Origin of the sequence: Flavobacterium adhaerens, from assembly GCF_040045115.1 — a bacterium.
Lineage (GTDB): Bacteria > Bacteroidota > Bacteroidia > Flavobacteriales > Flavobacteriaceae > Flavobacterium > Flavobacterium adhaerens.
Genome location: NZ_JBDLZX010000019.1, coordinates 1 through 21,374, shown reverse-complemented (window position 1 = coordinate 21,374; position 21,374 = coordinate 1). Strand labels below are relative to the sequence as shown.

Here is a 21,374-nt window from a genome sequence, read left to right as displayed (position 1 = left end):
CTCACCAAAACGGAGGGATTCTTCATTTAATTAAAAATCAACTAACAAAATGGAAACCAAAATAATAAGAGTTGCCCAGGGAAAAGAAAGCACATTAAGTCAATTGTACCTCAACGGAATTTTTCAATGTTACTTATTAGAAGATAAAATCAGAGAGGTAAAAATTCCTTCTCAAACTGCCATTCCAAAAGGTGTTTTTAGTTTAAAAATTAATACCATTGGCGCTAAAAATGCAGATTATAAAAGAGTTTTTGGGAAACTACACGAAGGAATGATTGAGATTAATGGTTTGCCAAATTTTAGCTTTGTTTATATCCATATCGGAAACACCATTAAAGACACTTCTGGTTGTCCGCTTTGTGGTTTTGGATTTCAGTTTAAAGACGGCGATTACCAAGTTTCTCAAAGCATTGCAGCTTACAAAATGATTTATCCAAAATTAGTTGCCGTTGCAAAAGAAGCAAACAATAAAATCATCATTGAAAATAATTTTCAATTTTAAGCCCTCCAAAAAATGGAAAACATCAACAACATTACAGTACTTTTTGGAACACTCATTACACTTTTACTCTCGGTCGTAGCTTATTTTATCAAACAATTACACGGTGATTTTAAGAGCATGGAAAAAGATTTGATTGAAGTCAAAACTATGGCTTTAATCATCAAAACCGAATTTAAAAGTGGTAACGATTTACTCAACCAAAAAGTAGAATATTTAGAAAAAAGAATTTCAATCGTTGAATTAACAATTTTAAAAAATCAAGATTATGAAAAATAAAAATTTGAATATAGTAGAACGAGTGGTTGCCCCTACTCCAAAATGGTTTAAAATACTTCGCACAGTCGGAATTGCTTTGGCGTCTGTTGGTGGAACCATCATTGCTGCTCCAGTTGCTTTGCCTGTCGGTTTGGTTTCAGCTGCTGGATATTTGGTTTTAGGAGGTAGTATTATTTCCGTTATTTCTCAAACCGCTGTAAAAACAGAAGAAAACGAATAGAGAAACCTAAATTTTTAAGACATACCAACGTTAAAAGCTCCAATTTTTGGGGCTTTTTTTGTTTCTACAAGCAAATGCTTTGCTTTATATCATTTTATTTAGGTGGACGGTACACATGGCACTTATGTTGGACTTATATAGCTTTCATTTATGAATCAAAGGGGAAGTTTTTTTATCGGGGAGGGACGGCAAGGAAGCGCCAATCATCAATTTTGGGAAAGATCATTCGGGTGGGGGAAAAAATTAGTGCTGTTTTTTTTGGGCGAATGCTTTTCGGGGATTTGGTTTTGGAAATCGGGGGTTGTGGCATTCGTTCAAAAAAAATTGCATCCAAGGGGGTTTGGGGGAATGGAAGATGCCCCCAACTGTACTTGCCGAGTGCGGTGGCAGTAGCGATACAAGGGTATTGTTTTTATTTGGGTTTCGGGGTTTTCTGAATTGCTTTTTATTGTTGGCTTGATGCTGGGTTGCTTCTGTTGAAATGGGGATTTTGTTGTAGTACTACTACCGTTATGAAAAACGGATGCATCAAGACAGCTTAAAAGCAATTCTTGCACTACACCTGTTCCAAATAAAAACAATACTCTTGTGGGCTAATTTGATTTTTGGGGATGCCTGAATTTAATTATGAATGATGAATTTTGAATTATGAATTGAAGGTGTTTTGGAAACGGTATGGCATCTCCAAAAAACAATGTAAATACTACCGCTTTGGGTGGGCGCGTTGGCTGTGGCGGCTATTTTACATAATGAGCTTATGGTTTCGTGCCCAGTGGTGTTCACGGGCATGAACCATAATGGCTTATTATGTAACATAGCTTTGGGGTGGTTTTGGGCTTTCGAGCGTTGGGAACAGCTTATTGTAGTTGTGGAGTTTACGGAGCAAGCTGCAATGTGCTGTTAGAGCGTTGGCAGAAGCCCAAAAACACAGGAGCGTTGGCAGAGCGTTGGCCGGGTGGGACTAAAAAGTCAGTCCCGCTTTTTCTGCGGGACGTTCCTATTTTTATGTCTTATTCGTAATTGAATGTAAATTATCTTTTTTAAATTGTCTTTTTTAATCGTTGTTATGGTATAGCAATTATTTTCAATTTAGCTTCATCATGTTCTTTGAAAGCATTGCTAAAGGTTAGATGATTTTCTAATTCATCCATATTGTTTGCTATTAATGTTGCACTAAATTCTTGAGCTCTTTGCAACATTCGGATATACACTTTTGGATCATCATTTCTTGTTAATCTTCTTAATGCTCCTAAATAATCATCGCGGTATACCGTTGGAATTATGATCCGAGTTTGGTTTGCTTTCACTAATTCAGCATTCATCATTACTCTTGCTATTCTTCCATTACCATCTAAAAATGGATGTATTTCACTTATTATAAACATAATATAAGATGCTTTTGCAAAAGGTTCTTGCAATGCTTGATAATAGTCGAATGCTTTTATTAAAGTACCTCTTACTAAAGTATGGTCTACAAAATGTGTTTCTCCTGCACGATTGTTTTTATCCTTAAATTGACCAGGTTTTTTTGAGGTTCTGGCGCCTAAAAGTATTTGATGACGGTATTGTAATATATGGAGTAATTCCTCTGGATTTGATGGTGTTGTGCTCATTTCTTTTAGATTACTCACTAATTTGTAAGTACCTAAAATGTCGTGTGAATCTTCGTCACGGTTTGGAATTGGCATTTCGTTTTGAATGATGCTTTTGGCTTCTTCGATTTCGAAAATAGTTCCTTCAATATAATTCGAAAAATAGGATTCAAAGAAAGCAAAGTTTCTAAAAGCAATGTTTTTCTTATTTACATCTTGTCTGTCTTTGTATGGTTGTTGCTGTAATTCTACAAACAACTTTTCGAACAGTTCTAAACGATGTTTATCATACGGATTACCCAAAGCCCTCGCTACAGCTAAAGGTGATGTGAGTATTTTGGATGGTTTGGTCGTTAGCAAAGCACTTATTAGTTTGTTTAGTTTTTCAAACTCGGATTGCATATTTAGTTTTTCTGCAATTTCTCTGGCTTTGTCTCGCAATTGATTTAATCCTTCTTCTCCCTTAACTTGAACAATTTGTTCTAATTTGGTTTCAATTTCGGGTAAGGTAATGGTTTTAGAAGTTGGTCCCACTTGACGTGAAGACTGTAGATTTTCCAACAATGCTCTTTCTTGTTGCGACACAAATAATTCTCCCGAAAAGGGATTGTCTCCTTCTATCGCAGGCATTCCTTCCATAAAACGGATGGTAATTCCTGGCAACTCAATTTTCTTGGTATAGGTATAAGTTACAAATATTTGATTTGCCGTTGTCGGTTTGAATTCTAAAGCAGAACGATGACTCAATACTGCTCCTGGGTACAATTTTCCTAAAATAGTAAAGATATTTCTACGAATAATTGTTTCCTCCGATTCGTTAAAATTTGAAGTATAAATACGGGGTGCAATTTTTTTTATTTGTCCTTCCTCTTCTAGTTTACCTAATTGCCTGTTTAAAGCACGATCACTTGTTGCAAAAATGATTTCTTGAAGGTGAATTGGGATGTTGTTTTCCATTATAATTGCTTTTGAAACTCAAAATTAGCTACTATTTTCCATTAAAAAGTAATTTTACGCAAAAATTTTCCATTATAAATAAATTGGTAATTGATTTGAATTTCCACTAAAAATAACTTTTACTAGAAAACCAAGTCTTATTTTCCAGTAAATATCTATTTTACGCAAAAATTTTCCAGTAATTGGAGTCAGTTGTTTTTTAAAGCTATAACAAAAGGAAATTCAGAGAGTGATGCAATGTTTTGTAATTGCGAAATGATTTTGCAAATTGCTGGAGAAACTGCTTGCATACATTATAAAGAGAAACGAACAAATGGTTCTACATTATAGCGTTTGGCAACTAACAAACATACTTTGTTACTAATGTTTTCGGTAGTTTGTTTTAGGTATTTTACAATTGTTTTGGAAGAATATAAATTTTCTAATTTTTTTATATCCTCTTCAAAAGTATCAGGAGTTGTTGCATACAAAGCCCTTGGAATAATTATATCCTTGTCTCTTGAGAGACTCAGTTTATTATAATCCATATCCCAAAATAAGTGTTTGGGAAAAATTGTTGCTATGTTTACTGATTTACTCACAATGCAAAATTAGTTAATTTGTTGCATTTATAGCAGTTAATAAAAAAATAGTTTACAATTTACTGTTATGAAAATGTGCTTCATTGGGTTAAGTTAAAGCATTAAAAAGGTCGAATAGATGCTCGAACTAGGGCTTATAATATTATAAAAACAAAGCTTGATACTTTTTCTTGAAATCTATTTCAGACATATTCATTAAAGAAGCAGCTTTTTTTGTATCAATTTGGTTTTCGATTAAAGCTCTGAAAAGTATCTGCTCAAAACGATTACTTTCTTCTAACCCAAAATAATCAAAAGGCTCGTCAATTTTCCAATTCATTTGCTTAAATAAAAAGAAAAACTGTTTAGTGTAATATTCATTGATAATACCAGTATCTTTTGCTCGCATTGTAATAGCTTGCATGGAAATGCCGTACTGTTTTTTGATATTCCCTAATTCATTCATGGATAGTTTATTTCTATGCTCTCCAAGCTCAGCCTTTATCGTAGATTCAGGTAATAACATTGCACCAGCAAACTGAAAACATAGTCTTTCTTTTTGAGTATGTGTTATATCTCCAAATTTTAAAAGCAAATGAGCTAATTCGTGTAAAAGAGTTAGACGAATCCTATCTGGTTTATTAGTCTTATTTATATTATAGGCTACAACAGGAACTTTAATATTGTCGTTATACATTACTTCTGTTTGTAGACCTTCAAAATCATCTGAAACATCTAGCTTTACAACTTTGATTTTATGATCTTCTAGTAACTCTACAACATTAAATATAGCACCATTTCCAAGACACCATGCCTTACGAACTTCATTTGCAGCTTGATTTACATGTTCATAATTAGTAACACAGCTGAAGTTTTTTATTGGATTTTCAAAAACAGTGTCAATGCTTAAAATCTCTTCTAACTCTAAATACCTTGATAGATATTCTTTAGTCGTTTCATTAATTATAGCTTCGTCCTTTTGAGAAATTTTCGCATTAATACGGTACTCAATTACTCCAAGTTCAACTTTAGTACCTCTATAAAAAAAATCAGGCGATAATCTTAAAGCTTTACTTATTAAATCGACCTTTTCCTTATCTGGAATTACTTCTCCCTTCTCATAGCGATGTAAAGCCTGACGAGACAATAAACCATCAAGTGCATCTGCAACGTCTTGCAATGAAAAACCATTCATCATACGAGCAGACTTAAATCTTTCTGCAAATAGTGATTTTGATTCCATTTTTATAAAAATTAAAGTGCAAAGTTACAATAATAAGTTACATAATGCATATAATATGCCAATTTAACGCAATAAAAGAACTAATTGTCATGCAATATTTGTTTTATAACATTAAAAAATAAGACATTATGACATAAATACATATTAATCTATAATGTTACATATTTTAGTTGACATTTTTATTATTTGGAATATATTTTGTAACTGTTGTTTTAAATGCAAATAGGTGCATTTATAATTTAAAATATTCATAAAATGGGTAAGTATCAAATTAAAAAAACAAGCAACAATCAGTATCGCTGGGTTTTAAAGGCGACAAATGGAGAAACACTCATTACAAGTGAAACCTACACAACAAAGCAAAACTGCTTGAATGGCATTGCTAGCAGTAAAGTTAATGTAAGTGACAAGAACTTCGAAAGAAAAAGTTCAATTGCAGGGCAACCTTACTTTAATCAGGTAGCTAATAACTACCAAGTTTTAGGAACAAGTGAAATGTATTCTTCGGTTACAGCAAGAGATAATGGCATTGACAGCGTAAAGCGTAATGCTCCTACTGCTACAATAGAAGACTTATCCTAGTTATCAATTCTAAAAAGGTAAACAATGAAAAAAAATCAACATGTAGTGCCTAACGGCGACAAGTGGGCTGTAAAAGGAGCTGGCAATGAAAAAAACACACGAGTAGTAAATACTCAAAAAGAAGCTATCAACATAGCGCGTGAAATTGCTAAAAATCAGCAATCCGAATTAATAATTCATAGACCTGATGGCAGAATACGTGATAAGGATAGTTTTGGAAATGATCCTCGTAATATTAAGGGCTAATTATTAGGTATGGATTACGAAAAACGAATTGAAACATTAAAACATAGTATTGATCGATATGACCATTACTACGACAGTATTAATAATAAAGCCAATTTATTTTTAACCTTAAATACTTTTTTACTAGGGGGAATTATAACAGGGTATTATAGTATTAAGACTACTATCGATGGTAAGTTTGATATTATGTTTTTTGTTTCTATTTCGCTAATAAGCTGTTTCACTAGTATTTTCTACACCTTATGGTCAATAATACCCTATTTAAACAAGCAATCAGATAGCATCAACGGTTCTCAATTAAGTTTTGGAAATGTTGCCAATGTCTCTTTGACAAGCTTTAAACAAATGTATGACACCGTGACGGAAGAGAAGCTTTATGAAGATTATTTAGAGCAAGCTCATTTATTAGCAAAAGGATTGCAGAATAAATTCTGCAGATTAAGAACAGCAACCTACCTATTGGGCATTTGCTTTGGATGTATCATTATTATTGGAATCAAAATTTTAACATAACACACATGAATCAAAAACTCTACAAAAACTATGCTGATGATATCGCTCAATATTTGAGACAGGGTAAAAAAAATGATATCAACAAATCATTCAGCGGAGGACAATTAAAAGAAAATATGTCGTCTGACATCGAATTAAGATGGTTGGATCGAACCAAAAATGAAGCAGATTTTCTGAGTTTAAGTGCTTTAGATAATGTTACATCATTTGACACTAAATATCATGAAAAATTAGGAGCACACCCAAGTTTCAACTATCTCAAAGGAACGAAAAAAGTAGAACATCATTATATTGTATCTATGTTTATTGATGTCAGAAACTCAACTACATTATTCAAAAAATACACTCCTGAAGTAGTGGCTAACATTTGTCGAACCATTCAATTAGCAGCGATCCATACTTGTTGGTATTTTGATGGATATGTTCATAGGTTACAAGGAGATGGTTTAATGGTTTATTTTGGTGGAAAAGGAATACCTAAACAGAAAGCAATTGATAATTCTTTATTAGCTGCTTCTTTTGTTAATTATTTTGTCAAAAATGATTTAAAAAATCTTTTTGAAGAACAAGGTGTGAGTCGAATTTACACACGTATTGGAATTGATTTTGGAGATGATAAGGACACTATTTGGCACGACACAGGCGCTGGTGAATGTAGCGAAATTACCACTACAAGCTTGCATACAAGCTTATCAAGTAAAATGCAATCACAAGCTGAAAGTAATGGCATTGTAGTCGGTGATCATGTATATGCATTAAAACAAACACATCAAGATTATTTCAAGTACAAAAAATACAAGGTTAATGGTGAAGAAAAGGATTATGTTTATGAAATTCCAGATGAAAATTTCAGATATAAGCAGTATGATTTTAATTGGGAACGTTATTTAAGAAATCATCCTTTAATATCTACTGACGAAGAGGGGAATTTAATTTTAAGTGGTAATCCTAAGCAAAACAACACTAATATTAACACTTTCATACCTCAATTGGAAAAAAATGTTGAACAATACAAGCCTTACCTTAAATAGAGGTTTTAAAATAAGGAATTTTGAAGAAGATAAAATTGCCATTTTAAAGCGTAACCCAGGACTTCATTTTGAAGGACAAAATAAAGGAACATATACTTTAAGTGGCAATTATTATCTAAAAAGCGATGATGGAAAATTGATAAAATCATTTAATATAAAAATTTTACTACAGAAAAAATATCCTAATGTGGTACCCTTAGTTATTTTACTGGGTGATGAGCTTGAAAAAACAGATGACAATCACATAAGTAAAGAAGGAATTATCTGTTTCGATCACACCTACAATCTCAATAAAATTGCATCAGGAGGATTAAGATTATATGATTTTATTGAATATTATTTTCCGAAATATTTTTCATGGGTATCGCTTAAACAAATTGGAAAGACAGAAAAGCTAAAAGAATGGGCACATCAAGACGAAGGAACGATTCAATATTTGCAGAAAAAATTAGGGATAAATGATATTGATAAAATTATTAGCTTCTTAGAATGTTACTTAAGGATATCAAAACCAAGTAGAAACGAGAGGTGTTACTGCGGTTCTGGAATTAAACTAAAACATTGTCATATTGACGCTATTAATACACTTCGAGCAACTTCAAAAAAAGAACTTCAAGATCTTCTATATAAGATTAACAAAGGTCAAATAGCTTTTTAACTATTTGACCTTTGTTAGTTTATCTTTTAGTAGTAGTTATCTACTAAATTTTTAATTTCATTTGAAGTTAAATGTACTGCTAAATTCTTTTGTTGATTATCCTATTTTTTACATAATTACAACAAATTAAAGTTAGGTTAGTTGGTCAATCTTATTAAATTTTTCTAATAATTCATCTAATTCTGTATCGTTATGGTGTTTTGCCACTAACAACCTGTTGTCGATAGTGCAAAAGCATTTTCCGTTTAGTTTTTTAAAATTGTCTTCTACAAAAGACTCGTAATTATTTGGTTCAATATTGGATTCATAAAATTCAAATCCGCAATCTTGTTGATTATTGAAAAATTTCAAAAAGTGTTTTCTGAATCGTTTTTTAACATCTTCTCTAAAAGTTTGTATTTCAAACTCATTGAAATGGGTGTACGCTTTTAACACAAATAAGAAATTGATTTTGTATTGGTGTACAAATAAAGTGTCTCTATCAAATAATCGTTCTTCAAAATGGTAGGAAGGAACCGGATTACCCTTTTTCTTTATGGCATGGTCATCATAATTATCAATATCATCGATATAACCGTAAATAAAGAAGTTTGGAGATATATTATAGCCTTCGGTTAATTTATCTCTGTATCTTAAATTACCTAAGTGTTGTTGTCCTTTTTTGTTTAGTAAATCAATATTGAACTGAATGACATTTTTGGCATAGGTAAATTGTTTGTATTTTGACACTTTACCAGCACTGCTATCAGATTTATAGTATTTTGAATCACCAATGTAAAAAATATTGCTGGTGTCAATTAATGACTTGTAATCGTAAATATGGTCAATGATTTTACCATCATCGTTATTTTTTAGTTTATCAATGGTAATCCCATCAACTTCTAGTGTGTTGAGCTTATCGGAAAACAATTTATCGACCATATCTTCAAAAACCAAATTGTAATTGCTGATGGCTAAAAAATCCTCACGCTTTCGTTTGCTACTACTTTTGTCAAATTGTGCAAAATACATTTCGCATAACACAAACATCCTTTTTAATGTATCGTTAAAATAACGGTGTTTGATTTTACGCAGTTTTACTGAACCGTTCTGGCATAAATTTTCAAACTGTTTTCCTGTTATAAAATTGAACGATTTATCAATTTTAAGGTTTAACTTATGCTGTGTATTTAAATGGTTTAAAATGGAAAAAAAATAGGTTAATAATTCTTCTTCCGTGTTTATGATTTTCTTTTTATTGGTAATTTCAACGTATATCAGTGCTTTACCATTGGTTGCAATGGGTAATGACTTTCGGATTGTCTTTTCCCATTTTGGTTTTTTGGCTTGATTGGAAACATATTCTATGTGTTTGAACAAAATTTGCTGTTTGTTCTTTTTGTAGAAGTTGACAAAACTCAATAAAAGGTCTAAAAAGGAATATTCCTTATCTCCTAAGTTTGTGTTTAGTTCAAAAGTTTCGGTATTGTGGATAATAGCTGTTTGGTTGAATCTTTTTCTGAACTCTGTTAAACTGTTGTAAAAATGCACCGATAATTGACGTACCCAATTGTATTGTGTTTTATGCTTTACCGATTCGTTATTAATCAAGTCAATTAATTCTTCTTTGGAACATTCAAAAACTGTCTTTTTATCTTCTGCCATAAAGACTTTAGGCAGCATAAAAACCAAACTGTTTTTTACGAAAGAATGATAATAACCTACAGACGTAATTGTTCCTTCCAAACCGTTTTGCTTGTAAAACTTTGGATCATCAAATACTTCTTGAAGTAAATTAATTGGATATATTTCGTTCTCAATTAGGATTTTCATCTATTCTAATTCCAATTCCTGTTGTGGCTCTGCTACTTGTCCTAATGGAATATCTTCTTCATTTATTTCTAAAGATTTCTTTGGTAACAACTCAATTCTCTCAAACAACGCTTTTATTTTCTCCTTACCGTTTGTGTTCATTGGGAAGAAATCTTCATACGAAGTGTTTTGCTCAAATACGTTATTGTCTTCGTCTTTGAAAACATCATTCCACAAATAGAAAATCACTTTGTTGATGAATGGTTTTAATGCAATCGTATTATCCTTCTCCGGTTTGATAAAGTAATTCCCAATACATTTATCCATACCTAAAGATGGATTGTTTTTAATGTGATTTAAATTGACTTTTTCAATGAATTTAATCCATGAATATTTATTACCATCTTCGATGTCAATTTCAAAATCAAATGAATCGTTATCATTACCCAATTCGTCTTTTGCATCGTAGCAAATTGGTACATACTCCCAATCCCAACGTCTTTTAAAAGCACTATCCATAGGGAACAACGATTGGTCTGAAGTATTCATGGTTGCTAGAATACTTAAATTAGGAGGTAACTTTAAGCCATTTGCAATTCCAGCATGATTTTTATCTTCAAAAGCTTCGTCTATTAAGTACTCTTTTAACTCTTTGCTTGGCGAAACGGTATAGTTGGAAGTACGGTCTAATAATTGGAAGATTTCTCCAAAAATTTCAGCACAGTTACCACGGTTAATTTCTTCAATAACTAAATAATATTGGTTTTCTAAATCTAGCCAAGCACGCTCATAAATGTTCGTGAAGGCTTGTGGGACGAATTTGTAATGCACTTCATTTTCAAAATATTCATTATCTCCTTCGTCATATTTTACTTTTACTGAAATAGGTTTATATCCACCTATAAAACTTGAATTATCAAACTCTGGGTGAAAGGTTACTCTTTCGTAATATTTAGTTTCTAATTCTTCAATTATCGTATCTACTTTATGTGATTTTCCTGTGCCTGGAGCACCGTAGTAGATGGTGTTTTGTGCCAGCACCGTAGAATCATGTTCTTCGTCGGTAAATATATTTAGAGACTTGTCAGTATTAAAAACTTTCAGGTTTTGTAATTCATTTAAAAAAGAATCAGTAACGATTGTATTTAGTTTAATTTTATCTTGTCCATCTATCTTATCATCTTTTACAAGGAATCCCCAATTAATAAGAGCTGTAATTGGTTTTGCGTCTGCATATTTAGGTGGTATATTGTTAAAATTATTTATTTGTTTAAACCTGTTAGATGCAATTGTTGATATTAAATCAAATAAATCCTCTTTGAATTCATCTAAGTACCATAGAATATATCCAAATTCTTTTCGGGTTAAATATCCAAGTACAATAGCACATCTTATGAAAAGTTGTGGAGGCTCAATGTCCGAATCACTACTTACACCACAAACATTTCTACCAAATGTTTGTTTTTTAAGTGATTGTATTAATTCGTGAATAATTTCGCTAGTATCGTTTTTAACAAGTGCTGCATAAAAGCGTTTACCACTTTCAGTGATTGACCTCTTAGATTGATTATTGGATAAATCTTCCCAAGTTGTAAATCCAAAATATGATGTTATTTGGGTTTTCTTAGTGTATGCTTGCGGTTCCTGATAAGGCTCTCCAAGTATTGTTTTCATTTTATCAATAAATGACTTATTATCCAACCATGATGATGCTTCGGAATAAACTTTTAAAACAGCTAACATTTCATTAGCTTCAGCACTGTTTTTTGGCATTACTAAGTTTCCCATAACTTTAGTTTAATTTTCTAAGTAGTTCAAGAATTATTTTTTTAACAAGTAAAGAAGGTATACCTTCCCCAATTACTTTTCTAATAAAAGTTTCATCAGCCCATTCTGGAATTGGCCAATTCAAAGGAAGAGTAGAAACAATTAAAAGCTCGTAAATAGTCAAAACGCGAGGGTCTGAATATAAAATTTCACCATACTTGTTTTTATAAGGATGACCAGGATGCACACAACACAAAGATGAAATTACACCATTATTTTGAGTAATTGTTCTTGAAGGTTTATCCCAATTCATTCTTCTATAATTATTGTGATGGGCTTTTATCCGATCATTGTTGTCCTTTTTTGGAAAATAGATATCATTGTAGATAGCTGATTTGCCAGACGGGGTATACATCATCCATTCAACGTGTTTCCAAGAGTGTGTGGGCGGGCTATGCCATTTAGAAATGCTTGTAGCTATTTCTTTCTTAAATTCAAAATTTGGAAACTTACTCTTAGTAAATTCAATACCTTCACGTAAATATGGGTCTACACTTGGAACTGAAGATAATGCGTCTCTCAAATTTATTGGTGGTTCCTTTTTAGGGAATTCCCAAATAATTTGTTTTTCTTTTTTTACCATTAAAAAAATATTTCTTTGACGCATTTGAGGAACACCATGATCCATTGCTTTAATCAAAGTACTTTCATTAAAATTGTAAAAATGATTTAATTCATTTTTTATATATTCAGGTATTAATAATGTTTTACCATCAACAATGATTTTTGTTTTTAGTAATGTAGGAACATTTTCGATTAAAATATAATCAGGATTTACTTTTTTAATTACATCAATTGTGTCTGTAATTAATTGGTTTCTGTCATCAAATTCGTTTCTTTTACCAGCTTCACTCATCCCTTGACAAGGAGGAGTAGCAATTATAAAATTTACATTTTCATCTCTTGATGCATTAATAATTTCATCTTTAATATTATGATTTGTTATATCTCCACAAATCATATTTGTTTCAGGATAAACTTCACTGTAGAAATTAGCTCTTTTTTTATCAATCTCATTAGCAACTTTTATTTCTACATCAATATCAGAAAAAAGCGCTTCAGCAATCCCTACATTCGCAAATAAAGAGAGACCAATTATTTTTTTTTTTGAATTATTTTTATTCATTTCTTAATTCGTTAAATAGAAATCGTATCATCATTGGAGGAATACCCTCTCCTATAACCCTTCTTAAGAATGCTTCAGAAGTATTTTGAGGTATAGCCCAGTTATCAGGTATACTCATTATTTTCATAATTTCATACAGAGTTAATGTTCTTGGGTCTGAATATATAGTATTACCATTTTTATCGTTACCTAATTTTCTACCCGGATGGACATTATTTTGAGAAGAAATTTTCACATTATCCATAGTTATAGTATAAGCCGGGGTATCCCAATTTTGACGTTTATATGTGTTTTTGAAACCTTTGACAAGTTCTCCATTCTTTTTTGTAGGTCGATGTGCAATATTGTCATTCTCAAATGCGCTTTTACCTGTTGGAGTATATTCCATAACATTAACTTGCCTTAAAACATGATGTGGTGGATTATGCCATTTTGAAATTTTGAGAGCTTTTTGTTTACGTTTATGAAAATTTGGAAATTTTTTTAAAAGTTCTACTTCTGAAATATCTTTTATGAATGGATCGATAGGAGGTAAATGTCCTATTGTGTTTTCTAGAGTTAGAATATTTTTACTTATTTCAGGAATTTTCCATTTCTTTGTTTGATCCTTTCTTGAAAGTAGTACAATTGCTCTCTCTCGTGTTTGAGCTACATTGTAATTTTTAGAATCAACCACATTAAAATTTATTTCATAATATTTACTTAGTTGATTTTTTATTGCATCAACTATCAGCGTATCTTCACCATTAAAAGAAATACTCGTTTTTAAAAATTGAGGTACATTTTCAATTAAAACATATTTGGGTTTTATTTTTTTTACAGCATTAAGGGTGTAAATAATCAAATTATTTCGTTCATCATCCAATTTTTGTTGACCAGCCGTACTCATTCCTTGGCATGGAGGAGTTGCTAAAATCACGTCAATATTTGATTCTATACTTAATTTTACAATTTTGTTAAAAACGTTTTCATCTTGTATGTCACCGCAAATCATATTAGAATTAGGATATATTTTCTGATACAAAGCAGCTCTCCTTTTATCTATCTCATTTGCCAAAATGACTTCAAAACCGATGTCTTCCAGATAAGCTTCTGCAACTCCAATATTTGCAAAAAGTGATAAAACTTTCATTTCTATTATATTTTATTTTGCATTAAAATTTTATATTTTTTTTTAAATAAGATTTTAATCATGATTAAAAAAAAATATTCAAATAAAGTACCTTATTTATCTTTAGCAGTTATCTTTTCATTAGCCTTTTTTAAAATTTCAATCGCATTATTTTCTTCTTTAACTAAATTACATACTTGATCGGCTAACCAAATTGTGCATAATTCTTTTTCATTCGTCTTAAAAAGACTGGCGAGTATGGGAATGTGTTCCCTTTTTGTTTTTCTATCGCCACGTTCCATCTTACTGAGCATAGCAGTATCTATTTCTAAAATACTGGCTACTTGCCTTTGTAAGAGTTGGTTTTGCTCCCGCAATTGCTTTATGTGTTCACCAAAGTTCATACTACATTAATTGACTTGTCAAATTTTGTCTAAAATAGACAAACTGAATCTACACTAAAATGGTCTTCATAAAAAGTTTTGCACAAAATTCATGAACAAAAGTTTTTTCAAAACTTCTTTAAAAAACAATGATAAGATTGATAACCAAAAACGGCAAAAGAAATTATAGAAATTATGGGTTTCTAATTTTGTGCGCAAAATGGCATAAAACAAGGAAAAATGTTACTTTGTAAAGCTTTGTTTTCTTTGAAAAACTTTCTATTGAATAGAAAAATTATTTTCAATTAAAATCATAGAAGTTTTAATGAAATTTGGTTATCAATCTTATCAATGAATTTTAAGCCTAATCAACGCAAAGTAATGAATGAAATTATTTCTAATTCTCATCACTTATTTTGTTGTTATTATCTACATCTTCATAGGTTAGTTCATTGACAGCATATACGTATCCTTTTTTAGTATTGAACCTTATAAACTGATGCTTTTTCAATGCTTTTCCTAGTTTGTTAATCGTGCTGTCGTTGATATTGAGTTTGGCACGGTCAGCGAGTTTAGCAGCAATTTGTGAGGTATTAAGACAAAGTTTTGCTTTTTCTCTTGCCACTGGTTCAAACCAAGTAAGCAATAATTCTTCTTCGGGGCTTCGGAGTTGGTATTGTTCGTTGCTTTCGGTGATGGCTTTGATTTCGTCTTGGTCGAACCAAAATCTAAAATCGCTTTTGAAAAGATATAAAGCTTGTGAAAAAACCAAATTGATATCCACTTCGTGTTGGTACTGGATATTTTCGACTTCAAAACACAAAAAACGGCGGCTTCCGGTACTGTCGTTTAGGAATTGAGAAGTATTCACGCTTCCTGCAAAAGAGGCTCTACGGGGCATGGTTTCATTATTGTGTCCATAAGCTCTACGCATTCGGATTTGGGTTTTTGTGATGATTTCTTTGAGTGAACCGATTTCGGAACGGTTTAGGTTTTCGAGTTCGTCTAAGTTGATTAACATACATTCCGCCAACTGGACTAAAGTGTCTTTGTTGTTTGGGTTGATGGTTCCTGAGAATAAATACTCTTTCAATTGTTTAGGAACGAGTTTTTCTACCCAGGTTGTTTTTCCTAATCCTTGTTTACCACTGAATACAATTACGGTGTGATTTATCACTTTTTCTTCCAGTACACATCCAACCATTGCGACTAACCATTTTTTGAAGCACTGTTGCCACAATTCTTGTTTGGTTGTAGTGATTGTGTTCGCTAATTCTGTTATGTAATCGGTTTTTTCGTCATAGGTTGGCAAATTGAAAAAGTAATCTTCGAATGGGTTGTACAGTTCGCAAAAGTCGGAATACAGTAAATTTCTTAAGGATGATAAATTGGTTTTGATTCGCCCTTTTAGACATTCCCGAAGCATGGAGTTTTCAATGAAATCATTCATTACGTGCCATTTCTTTTTACCGAAATATTGGAATTCCAACTTACCCGAAACCTTGTTATGTCGAAATATATATCGGGTTGAAAGGAATAGTTCTAAACGGTCTATTTGGGTTGGGCGGGGTTTGTCTTCGTCGTCAACCTCACCCCAACCCTCTCCAGAGGAGAGGGAGCCGGTGTCTTCATCAGTTTTGTTTTTTTTGTTCTGGGTTTTCGGTTTGTTTTGGTTTTGTATGGCTTCGCTTTTTCCAAACTCGTGACTGTTTCCGTAGGCACTTTTTACGGTTTGGGTGACTTCGGTTTCGTCATAGCCAAAGTCGGTTAAAATATAATTTAAACTTTCCTGCATAGGTATTCCTTTACGATTGAGATTGCAGGCGAGTTGGTGAACGAATACATTTCGACTACCATTGACGAATTGTACTTTTTTTTCGGTGAAGCGAACACAATGATTATAAATGGTTTCGGTGTTGTCGGTTGCTTCAAAGTTGTGAGTTGTGCGTTGTGGGTTATTGGATCGAGAAGCTTCGACAAGCTCAGTGTGACAGGGTTCAAGTTTGACAGTTGTGAAAATTGAAGCATTTTCGTTGTGATATAAATTTTCATCCCAGGAATAGAAGCATAATCGGGTAATGTCTTTACCGGATTTGTCTATTTCTAACTTTAAAACAGACTCATAATGAGCTTGAACTTTTAGGAATGTTTCTTTGTGATTGGTTTTGTCGGAATTGATTTTAACTAGAATTTTTAATCCGTTTCCTGACGGACTTATGAAACTGGCAAAAGTGAATTCACTTTGATTAGCTAAATGCGAGGCGTTTTTTAATTGTTCCGGGTTTAGTTTGTCGATGTCTAAAATTATGCAATTGGAATATTCGGTTAGGAATTCCATTTTGCGCCCGCCAACAAATTTCCCTGAAGGCGTAAATGCCGGCAGGGATTTTTTGGCTTTTTCGTAAGCTTCCATTTTGTTTTCGGAAAGGGATTTTCTGAGGTACACTATTGCGTGGCGGTATTTTCCTGTTTTGATCTCTTCCAATATTTGAGGAATGGATTTGTGCTCTACGACTTCGTTGAAATTCTTGAATATGGTTATCATTTTTAAGTGATTAGTCGTTAGTGATTAGTGAATAGTCGGTCAATAGATCCTAAAAACTACTTCTTAAAGGCTTTGTTGTAGTGTTCTTGCATTAGTTTTTCGACGTCGGAGAGTTTGTAGTAAATTTTGTTTCCGACTTGGCTGAATGAGATTCGTCCTTCGTCTCTCCAGGTTTGGGCGGTTCGTTTGGAGATTTTGAGTAATAAGAGAAATTCTTGATTGTCTAGGAATGTTTCTTTTTTGGTTTCGGACTTTTTGTTGATTTGGTTTTGAATAGCCTCTAATCTACCCATTAATTCCGTGAACTGATCTTTTGTGAAAATAATTGCTTCCATTTTTTTAAATTTTTAAAAGTTATGGTGCAAATGTGAGCAGTCCCAAAAAGTCTTTTAGTCCCCAAATGGTCTCTGGGGACTAATTTACTTTAGAGCATTTTATCGAGGTCTATTCTTTTGTGGGTATTCGGACGTTTGTCTTCTCTCGATGGTTTGAGGATGGTTTTAACCGTAAGGGGACTAATTTCGTTTCCGTCCTTATCTAAAAACGAGTTTACTATAAAATCAATAAGGTCGTTGGTGTTGGCATCAATATACGATTTCCCGTTTACATATAACTCCCGATTTAATTGGTAAAACACATCAACTAATTGATTGATATTGCCGTTGAAACGTAGTTTTTTGAAAGGAAATGGTGGTGACTCTTCCTCTATCTTGTTTCTAACTAACTTGCTTTTTAGTTTCTGCAAGGCATTGATTTGCTCGATTTGATTCATGCATTGCTGGTCGTATAAAGGCAATTTTTGATTAATGAATTCAATATTTGCGTTTTGATATTCAAATTTTTCTTTGGTCAAAAGCATGATCTTTTCGGCATTACAAACTAATGTATCAACCTCCTTTCTGATTTCATCAAACGAAAAATAACGTTCTCGACTTTCGGCATTGATTAACTTTTTTGGTATTTTGCTTTTGGTGTCTTTTACGCTCGAACAGCGCAGTTCCACTCGTTTTTCATCGATAACGGTAAATATTTTAGTAAAACGAATTAAACCTTTTTTTGACGTAAATAGTTCTTCGTTATTTTCTATTAAATTTTCAAAACTACAGAGCCATTGTCCTGGATCTTTTGCATGATTGGTTTGATAGGTTACAAAGTCAAAAAGTTGACATCGTGTTAATTCGAAAATTTTAGCAATTACAGCTTCACAATATTTTTGAAGTGTAACTTCATCATCAATAGTAATTTCAAATAAAGCATTTTTGGTTTGTACTGATGTATGGTTTATTAAATCAGTAAATAACGTGGTTTTTATGGTTTGAGGTTTCAAATTGAGTTCAGATAAAATTAAACATTACTTTTATTTTACTTGAATTGAGTAGTTTTCTATAACATATATTTCGTTTAAAGAGTTAGTAATAAATTATTCACGGAGCATTCAAATACATTTTCTTAATAAAAATAAATAGTATTTTTCTTAAAAAAGTGCGAAATTATAATTTATTTAAATACCTTGTTTACAAGGATATAACGAAATAAGTTGTTTTATCTACAAAATAACAAAATAGTTTAGTTATGTTTTAAATAACTATCTGATTAATAGATGTAGTTGTCCACTGCTTTGTCTAATTCTTCGTTGATAATCTTAGCATATATCTGAGTAGTGCTAATATCTTGATGATCCATCAATTTGGATACGTGTTCAATTCGCATTCCGTTGTTTAACGCATTGGTTGCAAAGCTGTGTCTTGATAAATGGAATGAAAGTGAAAAGGGTAATTTCATCATTTTTCCCATTCGGTTGAGTTGAAAATTGGCTGAATGATTTTCTCTTGAAGCAATGAAAAAACGGGTTTCCTCGCTTTTATTGTAGCCGTTTTTGTCTGTGATAACAGGAAATATGAAATCGTCTGGCTCCGCTTCTTTTTTGATGTATTTGTTTAAAATATCGGTTGCTACTTTTCCAATTTTAAATTGATGTAATCTTCCAGTTTTACGAATTGTTTTTTTGATTCTTTGCTCCTCTTCATTGTAATGTTTGTATTGCAACTCGATAACATCACTAAATCGTAATCCTCCTGCATAAATAGAGAAAATAAATAAATCCCGCCATAAAGCGGCTTTCTTGCCTTCTTTGAGTTCTAAATTGGTTAATGTTTCAATTTGGTCTTTGTTTAAAAATACTCTTTTCTCGGTATCTTTTCTTAGCGTTAATTTATTGAAAGGGTACATATATTCCGGAATAATGTCTTCTTTTATTGCTTCTTTGAACATTATTGCTAAAATCATAATCGAATGTCTTTGCGTTGTTGCTCCGTTCTTTAAAGTATTACCCATGTAAGACATATAATCTTTGAGAAGGGAAACGGTTATGTCGTCAAAGTAAAGATCTTTCGTCCCGATGTAGGTTTCAAATTTTTTAGTGTAAACGGTATAGTTTTTATAGGTTCCGAAAGACACGCTACCTTTTATTTTTTCACATCGCCCATAAGCATATTGGAAAAAATTTGGTACTTCTTTTCCTTTTATGGCTTCTTTGAGTTTCTTGATGGACACGGTTTTAACTTTACGCTCCATATCGGCAACTTGTCCTTCAGCATCTGCAATTTTTTGAGATAACGAAGCATTCATTCTAGCACTATTGGAATGGTTTTTCTTTACTTTCTGCTTTCCTTCATCCCATTCATTCTCTTTAAGTTTTACTCCAGTTGAGATAAATTTCGATTTTCTATCTTTTATAACTCGGATGTATAAAGGGCTGTGGCCAGTTTGATCTGCCTGTTGCGTTCTTAAAATTAGTTTTACTGATGCCATAATACTCAAAAATTAAAAATGTTGTACTACTTTTGTATAACGATGCAAAGGGGTGAAAACTTTATAAACACCAGTATTTCAAACGAGTGCAACGTAGTACTAAGGTACAACAATAGGTACAACAAAACAAGTATTTCTATGCTTTATTGTGCATCAAACTGAACTTTATTTTTTTACAAAGTCAATAAATACAGCACTTTAAAAGTAATTTAGAACATACGATTTTATAATGAGGATAACAGCCGTTACAAGCGATTTGCGGATTTAGTGGAATTACCGTTTTTATTCATATTTTCGTTCAGCAGAAAATACTCTGCTTCGTAACCCGCAAACCGCTTGTAGCGTCGGAACGTTATAAGGCAGTTTGGAAGAACCAAAGTGCGAAAAAAGATGTAATGTTTTCATAAATAATAAAAATTTTTAAAATGAGTAATGAAATAAAAACCAACAACGATGCAGCTGGTTACATTAGATTAATTGGGAATATAACCTTAATAGCTGGAATTGTATTTTTAATTAAATCCCAGCTAATGGAAACAACTATTGAAAATAATCCTGAAAATATTAATGTTGAAACATTAATGGAATTGCCAAAATTTATTGCAGATAAAACCAACTTCACTCTGTTAGGAGGGTTTTTGATTATTATCGGATTACAGTTATCATTAGTTTCAAACAAAATAATTTCAGACATAATTGAACAATTTAAAAACCCTGTATAATACAAATATGAAAAGATCAGAACCAACAATTACAAAAAAAAGGTTGCTAGAAGAATTAGAACAATATCCAGATGATTTTAGAATATCATTTGGTGGATTAAAATTCTTTAAAGCTAAATTATATGGAGACGACCTAATTCATATTGAATTTAACGAGTTAGTTTATTTAGACGAAGAGGGTTACGTTGTGGTTGATAACGCAGAAAGAGACTAACAATCCACATTAAAGCAACTTTTTGTTTCTCATATCGATAAGACTCGTGTAAAACACCATCTAGGTAACGAGTAATTTTAAATTCTTTTTTACCTTTTGAATCAATTGTAATTTTCACTCTTATTTCCTCTATATATTTTGACATAATAATAAATTTAAAAATGTGTTTCACTTAATTCGGTGGAAACACGAAACCGACAAAAAAAACCGCCTTATAACAGCCACTACAACGGATTTGGGTAATAGGCTTAATGGAAAAATGGTTTTGTATTTGGGATGATTTGGCAAATCCGAAAAATGGTCTTAATTTAACCCCAAACCCGCTGTAGTGCCAAGACGTTAGGAGAGATTGCTCCGTGGACGAACAACAGATGCGTTTAATAAGGATTTTGAAAGCGGAAAAGACAAAAAAACGTCTAAAGCTAGCTGATGAAAATTGGACGTGGAAAATATTGCGGACAAGC

The 21,374-nt window shown here is 32.1% G+C and carries 23 protein-coding genes; 10 read left to right on the top strand and 13 right to left on the bottom strand.

The window, feature by feature from the left end; all coding sequences use genetic code 11:
* The first annotated feature begins 49 nt into the window (after nucleotides 1-49).
* From ABEB18_RS17125 to ABEB18_RS17115, 3 genes are read left to right on the top strand one after another with little or no spacing between them, the layout of a single operon-like run.
* A complete protein-coding gene (locus ABEB18_RS17125) occupies nucleotides 50-502 on the top strand; it encodes a DUF5675 family protein (RefSeq protein ID WP_348800570.1) in 453 nt (150 codons plus the stop codon).
* A 12-nt stretch (nucleotides 503-514) separates the two neighbouring features.
* Nucleotides 515-778: a hypothetical protein gene (locus ABEB18_RS17120; RefSeq protein WP_348800569.1), complete on the top strand. Its 264-nt coding sequence runs from the start codon at nucleotides 515-517 to the stop codon at nucleotides 776-778.
* On the top strand, nucleotides 768-998 hold the full coding sequence (locus ABEB18_RS17115) for a hypothetical protein (RefSeq protein ID WP_348800568.1): 231 nt from the start codon (nucleotides 768-770) through the stop codon (nucleotides 996-998). The genes ABEB18_RS17120 and ABEB18_RS17115 overlap by 11 nt, the downstream gene beginning before the upstream one ends.
* Nucleotides 999-1,619: 621 nt before the next feature.
* Here the strand turns inward: ABEB18_RS17115 and ABEB18_RS17110 are convergent.
* The 4 genes from ABEB18_RS17110 to ABEB18_RS17095 all read right to left on the bottom strand — a co-directional run bounded on the left by ABEB18_RS17110 (nucleotide 1,620) and on the right by ABEB18_RS17095 (nucleotide 5,350).
* Nucleotides 1,620-1,814, bottom strand: a complete 195-nt coding sequence (locus ABEB18_RS17110) for a hypothetical protein (protein WP_348800567.1) — start codon at nucleotides 1,812-1,814, stop codon at nucleotides 1,620-1,622.
* A 248-nt stretch (nucleotides 1,815-2,062) separates the two neighbouring features.
* Nucleotides 2,063-3,547: a Fic family protein gene (locus ABEB18_RS17105; RefSeq protein ID WP_348800566.1), complete on the bottom strand. Its 1,485-nt coding sequence runs from the start codon at nucleotides 3,545-3,547 to the stop codon at nucleotides 2,063-2,065.
* Between the two features lie 293 nt (nucleotides 3,548-3,840).
* Entirely contained in the window at nucleotides 3,841-4,128 is a 288-nt protein-coding gene (locus ABEB18_RS17100) for a DUF6922 domain-containing protein (protein WP_438861458.1), read from the bottom strand.
* Nucleotides 4,129-4,270: 142 nt separating this feature from the next.
* Nucleotides 4,271-5,350 carry a helix-turn-helix domain-containing protein gene (locus ABEB18_RS17095; protein ID WP_348800564.1) on the bottom strand — a complete coding sequence of 360 codons (1,080 nt, stop codon included), beginning with the start codon at nucleotides 5,348-5,350 and terminating at the stop codon, nucleotides 4,271-4,273.
* 255 nt (nucleotides 5,351-5,605) lie between these two features.
* Between ABEB18_RS17095 and ABEB18_RS17090 the strand changes: the two genes are divergently transcribed.
* The 5 genes from ABEB18_RS17090 to ABEB18_RS17070 are packed head-to-tail and all read left to right on the top strand — an operon-like array spanning nucleotide 5,606 to nucleotide 8,380.
* Nucleotides 5,606-5,932, top strand: a complete 327-nt coding sequence (locus ABEB18_RS17090; protein WP_348800563.1) for a YegP family protein — start codon at nucleotides 5,606-5,608, stop codon at nucleotides 5,930-5,932.
* 24 nt (nucleotides 5,933-5,956) lie between these two features.
* The gene (locus ABEB18_RS17085; protein WP_348800562.1) at nucleotides 5,957-6,178 is read left to right on the top strand and encodes a DUF2188 domain-containing protein; all 222 of its coding nucleotides are present in this window, start codon (nucleotides 5,957-5,959) and stop codon (nucleotides 6,176-6,178) included.
* A gap of 9 nt (nucleotides 6,179-6,187) precedes the next feature.
* Nucleotides 6,188-6,691, top strand: coding sequence for a Pycsar system effector family protein (locus ABEB18_RS17080; RefSeq protein WP_348800561.1), 504 nt, complete (start codon nucleotides 6,188-6,190; stop codon nucleotides 6,689-6,691).
* 5 nt (nucleotides 6,692-6,696) lie between these two features.
* Nucleotides 6,697-7,722 (top strand): adenylate/guanylate cyclase domain-containing protein, encoded by a 1,026-nt coding sequence (locus ABEB18_RS17075; protein ID WP_348800560.1) that lies wholly within the window; start codon nucleotides 6,697-6,699, stop codon nucleotides 7,720-7,722.
* Complete coding sequence (locus ABEB18_RS17070) at nucleotides 7,691-8,380, top strand: SEC-C domain-containing protein (RefSeq protein ID WP_348800559.1); 690 nt, start codon at nucleotides 7,691-7,693, stop codon at nucleotides 8,378-8,380. Before ABEB18_RS17075 ends, ABEB18_RS17070 begins: the two co-directional genes overlap by 32 nt.
* A 132-nt stretch (nucleotides 8,381-8,512) precedes the next feature.
* Here the strand turns inward: ABEB18_RS17070 and ABEB18_RS17065 are convergent, their stop codons facing one another.
* The 9 genes from ABEB18_RS17065 to ABEB18_RS17025 form a co-directional block, all read right to left on the bottom strand.
* Nucleotides 8,513-10,192, bottom strand: a complete 1,680-nt coding sequence (locus ABEB18_RS17065; RefSeq protein WP_348800558.1) for a hypothetical protein — start codon at nucleotides 10,190-10,192, stop codon at nucleotides 8,513-8,515.
* Nucleotides 10,193-11,959 (bottom strand): McrB family protein, encoded by a 1,767-nt coding sequence (locus ABEB18_RS17060; RefSeq protein ID WP_348800557.1) that lies wholly within the window; start codon nucleotides 11,957-11,959, stop codon nucleotides 10,193-10,195.
* A 4-nt stretch (nucleotides 11,960-11,963) separates the two neighbouring features.
* A complete protein-coding gene (locus ABEB18_RS17055) occupies nucleotides 11,964-13,124 on the bottom strand; it encodes a DNA cytosine methyltransferase (RefSeq protein ID WP_348800556.1) in 1,161 nt (386 codons plus the stop codon).
* Nucleotides 13,117-14,256, bottom strand: a complete 1,140-nt coding sequence (locus ABEB18_RS17050) for a DNA cytosine methyltransferase (protein WP_348800555.1) — start codon at nucleotides 14,254-14,256, stop codon at nucleotides 13,117-13,119. The genes ABEB18_RS17055 and ABEB18_RS17050 overlap by 8 nt, the downstream gene beginning before the upstream one ends.
* 92 nt (nucleotides 14,257-14,348) lie before the next feature.
* Entirely contained in the window at nucleotides 14,349-14,639 is a 291-nt protein-coding gene (locus ABEB18_RS17045; RefSeq protein ID WP_348800554.1) for a helix-turn-helix domain-containing protein, read from the bottom strand.
* Nucleotides 14,640-15,015: 376 nt separating this feature from the next.
* Entirely contained in the window at nucleotides 15,016-17,163 is a 2,148-nt protein-coding gene (locus ABEB18_RS17040) for a VapE domain-containing protein (protein WP_348800553.1), read from the bottom strand.
* Nucleotides 17,164-17,219: 56 nt separating this feature from the next.
* On the bottom strand, nucleotides 17,220-17,498 hold the full coding sequence (locus ABEB18_RS17035) for a helix-turn-helix domain-containing protein (RefSeq protein WP_348800552.1): 279 nt from the start codon (nucleotides 17,496-17,498) through the stop codon (nucleotides 17,220-17,222).
* Between the two features lie 89 nt (nucleotides 17,499-17,587).
* Complete coding sequence (locus ABEB18_RS17030; RefSeq protein WP_348800551.1) at nucleotides 17,588-18,490, bottom strand: hypothetical protein; 903 nt, start codon at nucleotides 18,488-18,490, stop codon at nucleotides 17,588-17,590.
* Nucleotides 18,491-18,756: 266 nt separating this feature from the next.
* Nucleotides 18,757-19,974 (bottom strand): tyrosine-type recombinase/integrase, encoded by a 1,218-nt coding sequence (locus tag ABEB18_RS17025; RefSeq protein ID WP_348800550.1) that lies wholly within the window; start codon nucleotides 19,972-19,974, stop codon nucleotides 18,757-18,759.
* 425 nt (nucleotides 19,975-20,399) lie between these two features.
* On the opposite strand from ABEB18_RS17025, the gene ABEB18_RS17020 reads away from it, so the two are divergent.
* Both ABEB18_RS17020 and ABEB18_RS17015 read left to right on the top strand, forming a co-directional pair.
* Nucleotides 20,400-20,696 (top strand): hypothetical protein, encoded by a 297-nt coding sequence (locus ABEB18_RS17020; RefSeq protein ID WP_348800548.1) that lies wholly within the window; start codon nucleotides 20,400-20,402, stop codon nucleotides 20,694-20,696.
* Nucleotides 20,697-20,703: 7 nt separating this feature from the next.
* Entirely contained in the window at nucleotides 20,704-20,910 is a 207-nt protein-coding gene (locus ABEB18_RS17015; protein WP_348800547.1) for a hypothetical protein, read from the top strand.
* Nucleotides 20,911-21,374: the final 464 nt, after the last annotated feature.

Coding starts and splice junctions, on each gene's coding strand:
- ABEB18_RS17070 (WP_348800559.1), top strand. CDS start 7,691: ATGTTGAACAATACAAGCCTTACCTTAAATAGAGGTTTTAAAATAAGG.
- ABEB18_RS17040 (WP_348800553.1), bottom strand. CDS start 17,163: ATGATAACCATATTCAAGAATTTCAACGAAGTCGTAGAGCACAAATCC.
- ABEB18_RS17075 (WP_348800560.1), top strand. CDS start 6,697: ATGAATCAAAAACTCTACAAAAACTATGCTGATGATATCGCTCAATAT.
- ABEB18_RS17060 (WP_348800557.1), bottom strand. CDS start 11,959: ATGGGAAACTTAGTAATGCCAAAAAACAGTGCTGAAGCTAATGAAATG.
- ABEB18_RS17095 (WP_348800564.1), bottom strand. CDS start 5,350: ATGGAATCAAAATCACTATTTGCAGAAAGATTTAAGTCTGCTCGTATG.
- ABEB18_RS17105 (WP_348800566.1), bottom strand. CDS start 3,547: ATGGAAAACAACATCCCAATTCACCTTCAAGAAATCATTTTTGCAACA.
- ABEB18_RS17015 (WP_348800547.1), top strand. CDS start 20,704: ATGAAAAGATCAGAACCAACAATTACAAAAAAAAGGTTGCTAGAAGAA.
- ABEB18_RS17090 (WP_348800563.1), top strand. CDS start 5,606: ATGGGTAAGTATCAAATTAAAAAAACAAGCAACAATCAGTATCGCTGG.
- ABEB18_RS17080 (WP_348800561.1), top strand. CDS start 6,188: ATGGATTACGAAAAACGAATTGAAACATTAAAACATAGTATTGATCGA.
- ABEB18_RS17025 (WP_348800550.1), bottom strand. CDS start 19,974: ATGGCATCAGTAAAACTAATTTTAAGAACGCAACAGGCAGATCAAACT.
- ABEB18_RS17115 (WP_348800568.1), top strand. CDS start 768: ATGAAAAATAAAAATTTGAATATAGTAGAACGAGTGGTTGCCCCTACT.
- ABEB18_RS17110 (WP_348800567.1), bottom strand. CDS start 1,814: ATGTTACATAATAAGCCATTATGGTTCATGCCCGTGAACACCACTGGG.
- ABEB18_RS17020 (WP_348800548.1), top strand. CDS start 20,400: ATGAGTAATGAAATAAAAACCAACAACGATGCAGCTGGTTACATTAGA.
- ABEB18_RS17035 (WP_348800552.1), bottom strand. CDS start 17,498: ATGGAAGCAATTATTTTCACAAAAGATCAGTTCACGGAATTAATGGGT.
- ABEB18_RS17055 (WP_348800556.1), bottom strand. CDS start 13,124: ATGAATAAAAATAATTCAAAAAAAAAAATAATTGGTCTCTCTTTATTT.
- ABEB18_RS17045 (WP_348800554.1), bottom strand. CDS start 14,639: ATGAACTTTGGTGAACACATAAAGCAATTGCGGGAGCAAAACCAACTC.
- ABEB18_RS17120 (WP_348800569.1), top strand. CDS start 515: ATGGAAAACATCAACAACATTACAGTACTTTTTGGAACACTCATTACA.
- ABEB18_RS17085 (WP_348800562.1), top strand. CDS start 5,957: ATGAAAAAAAATCAACATGTAGTGCCTAACGGCGACAAGTGGGCTGTA.
- ABEB18_RS17065 (WP_348800558.1), bottom strand. CDS start 10,192: ATGAAAATCCTAATTGAGAACGAAATATATCCAATTAATTTACTTCAA.
- ABEB18_RS17050 (WP_348800555.1), bottom strand. CDS start 14,256: ATGAAAGTTTTATCACTTTTTGCAAATATTGGAGTTGCAGAAGCTTAT.
- ABEB18_RS17125 (WP_348800570.1), top strand. CDS start 50: ATGGAAACCAAAATAATAAGAGTTGCCCAGGGAAAAGAAAGCACATTA.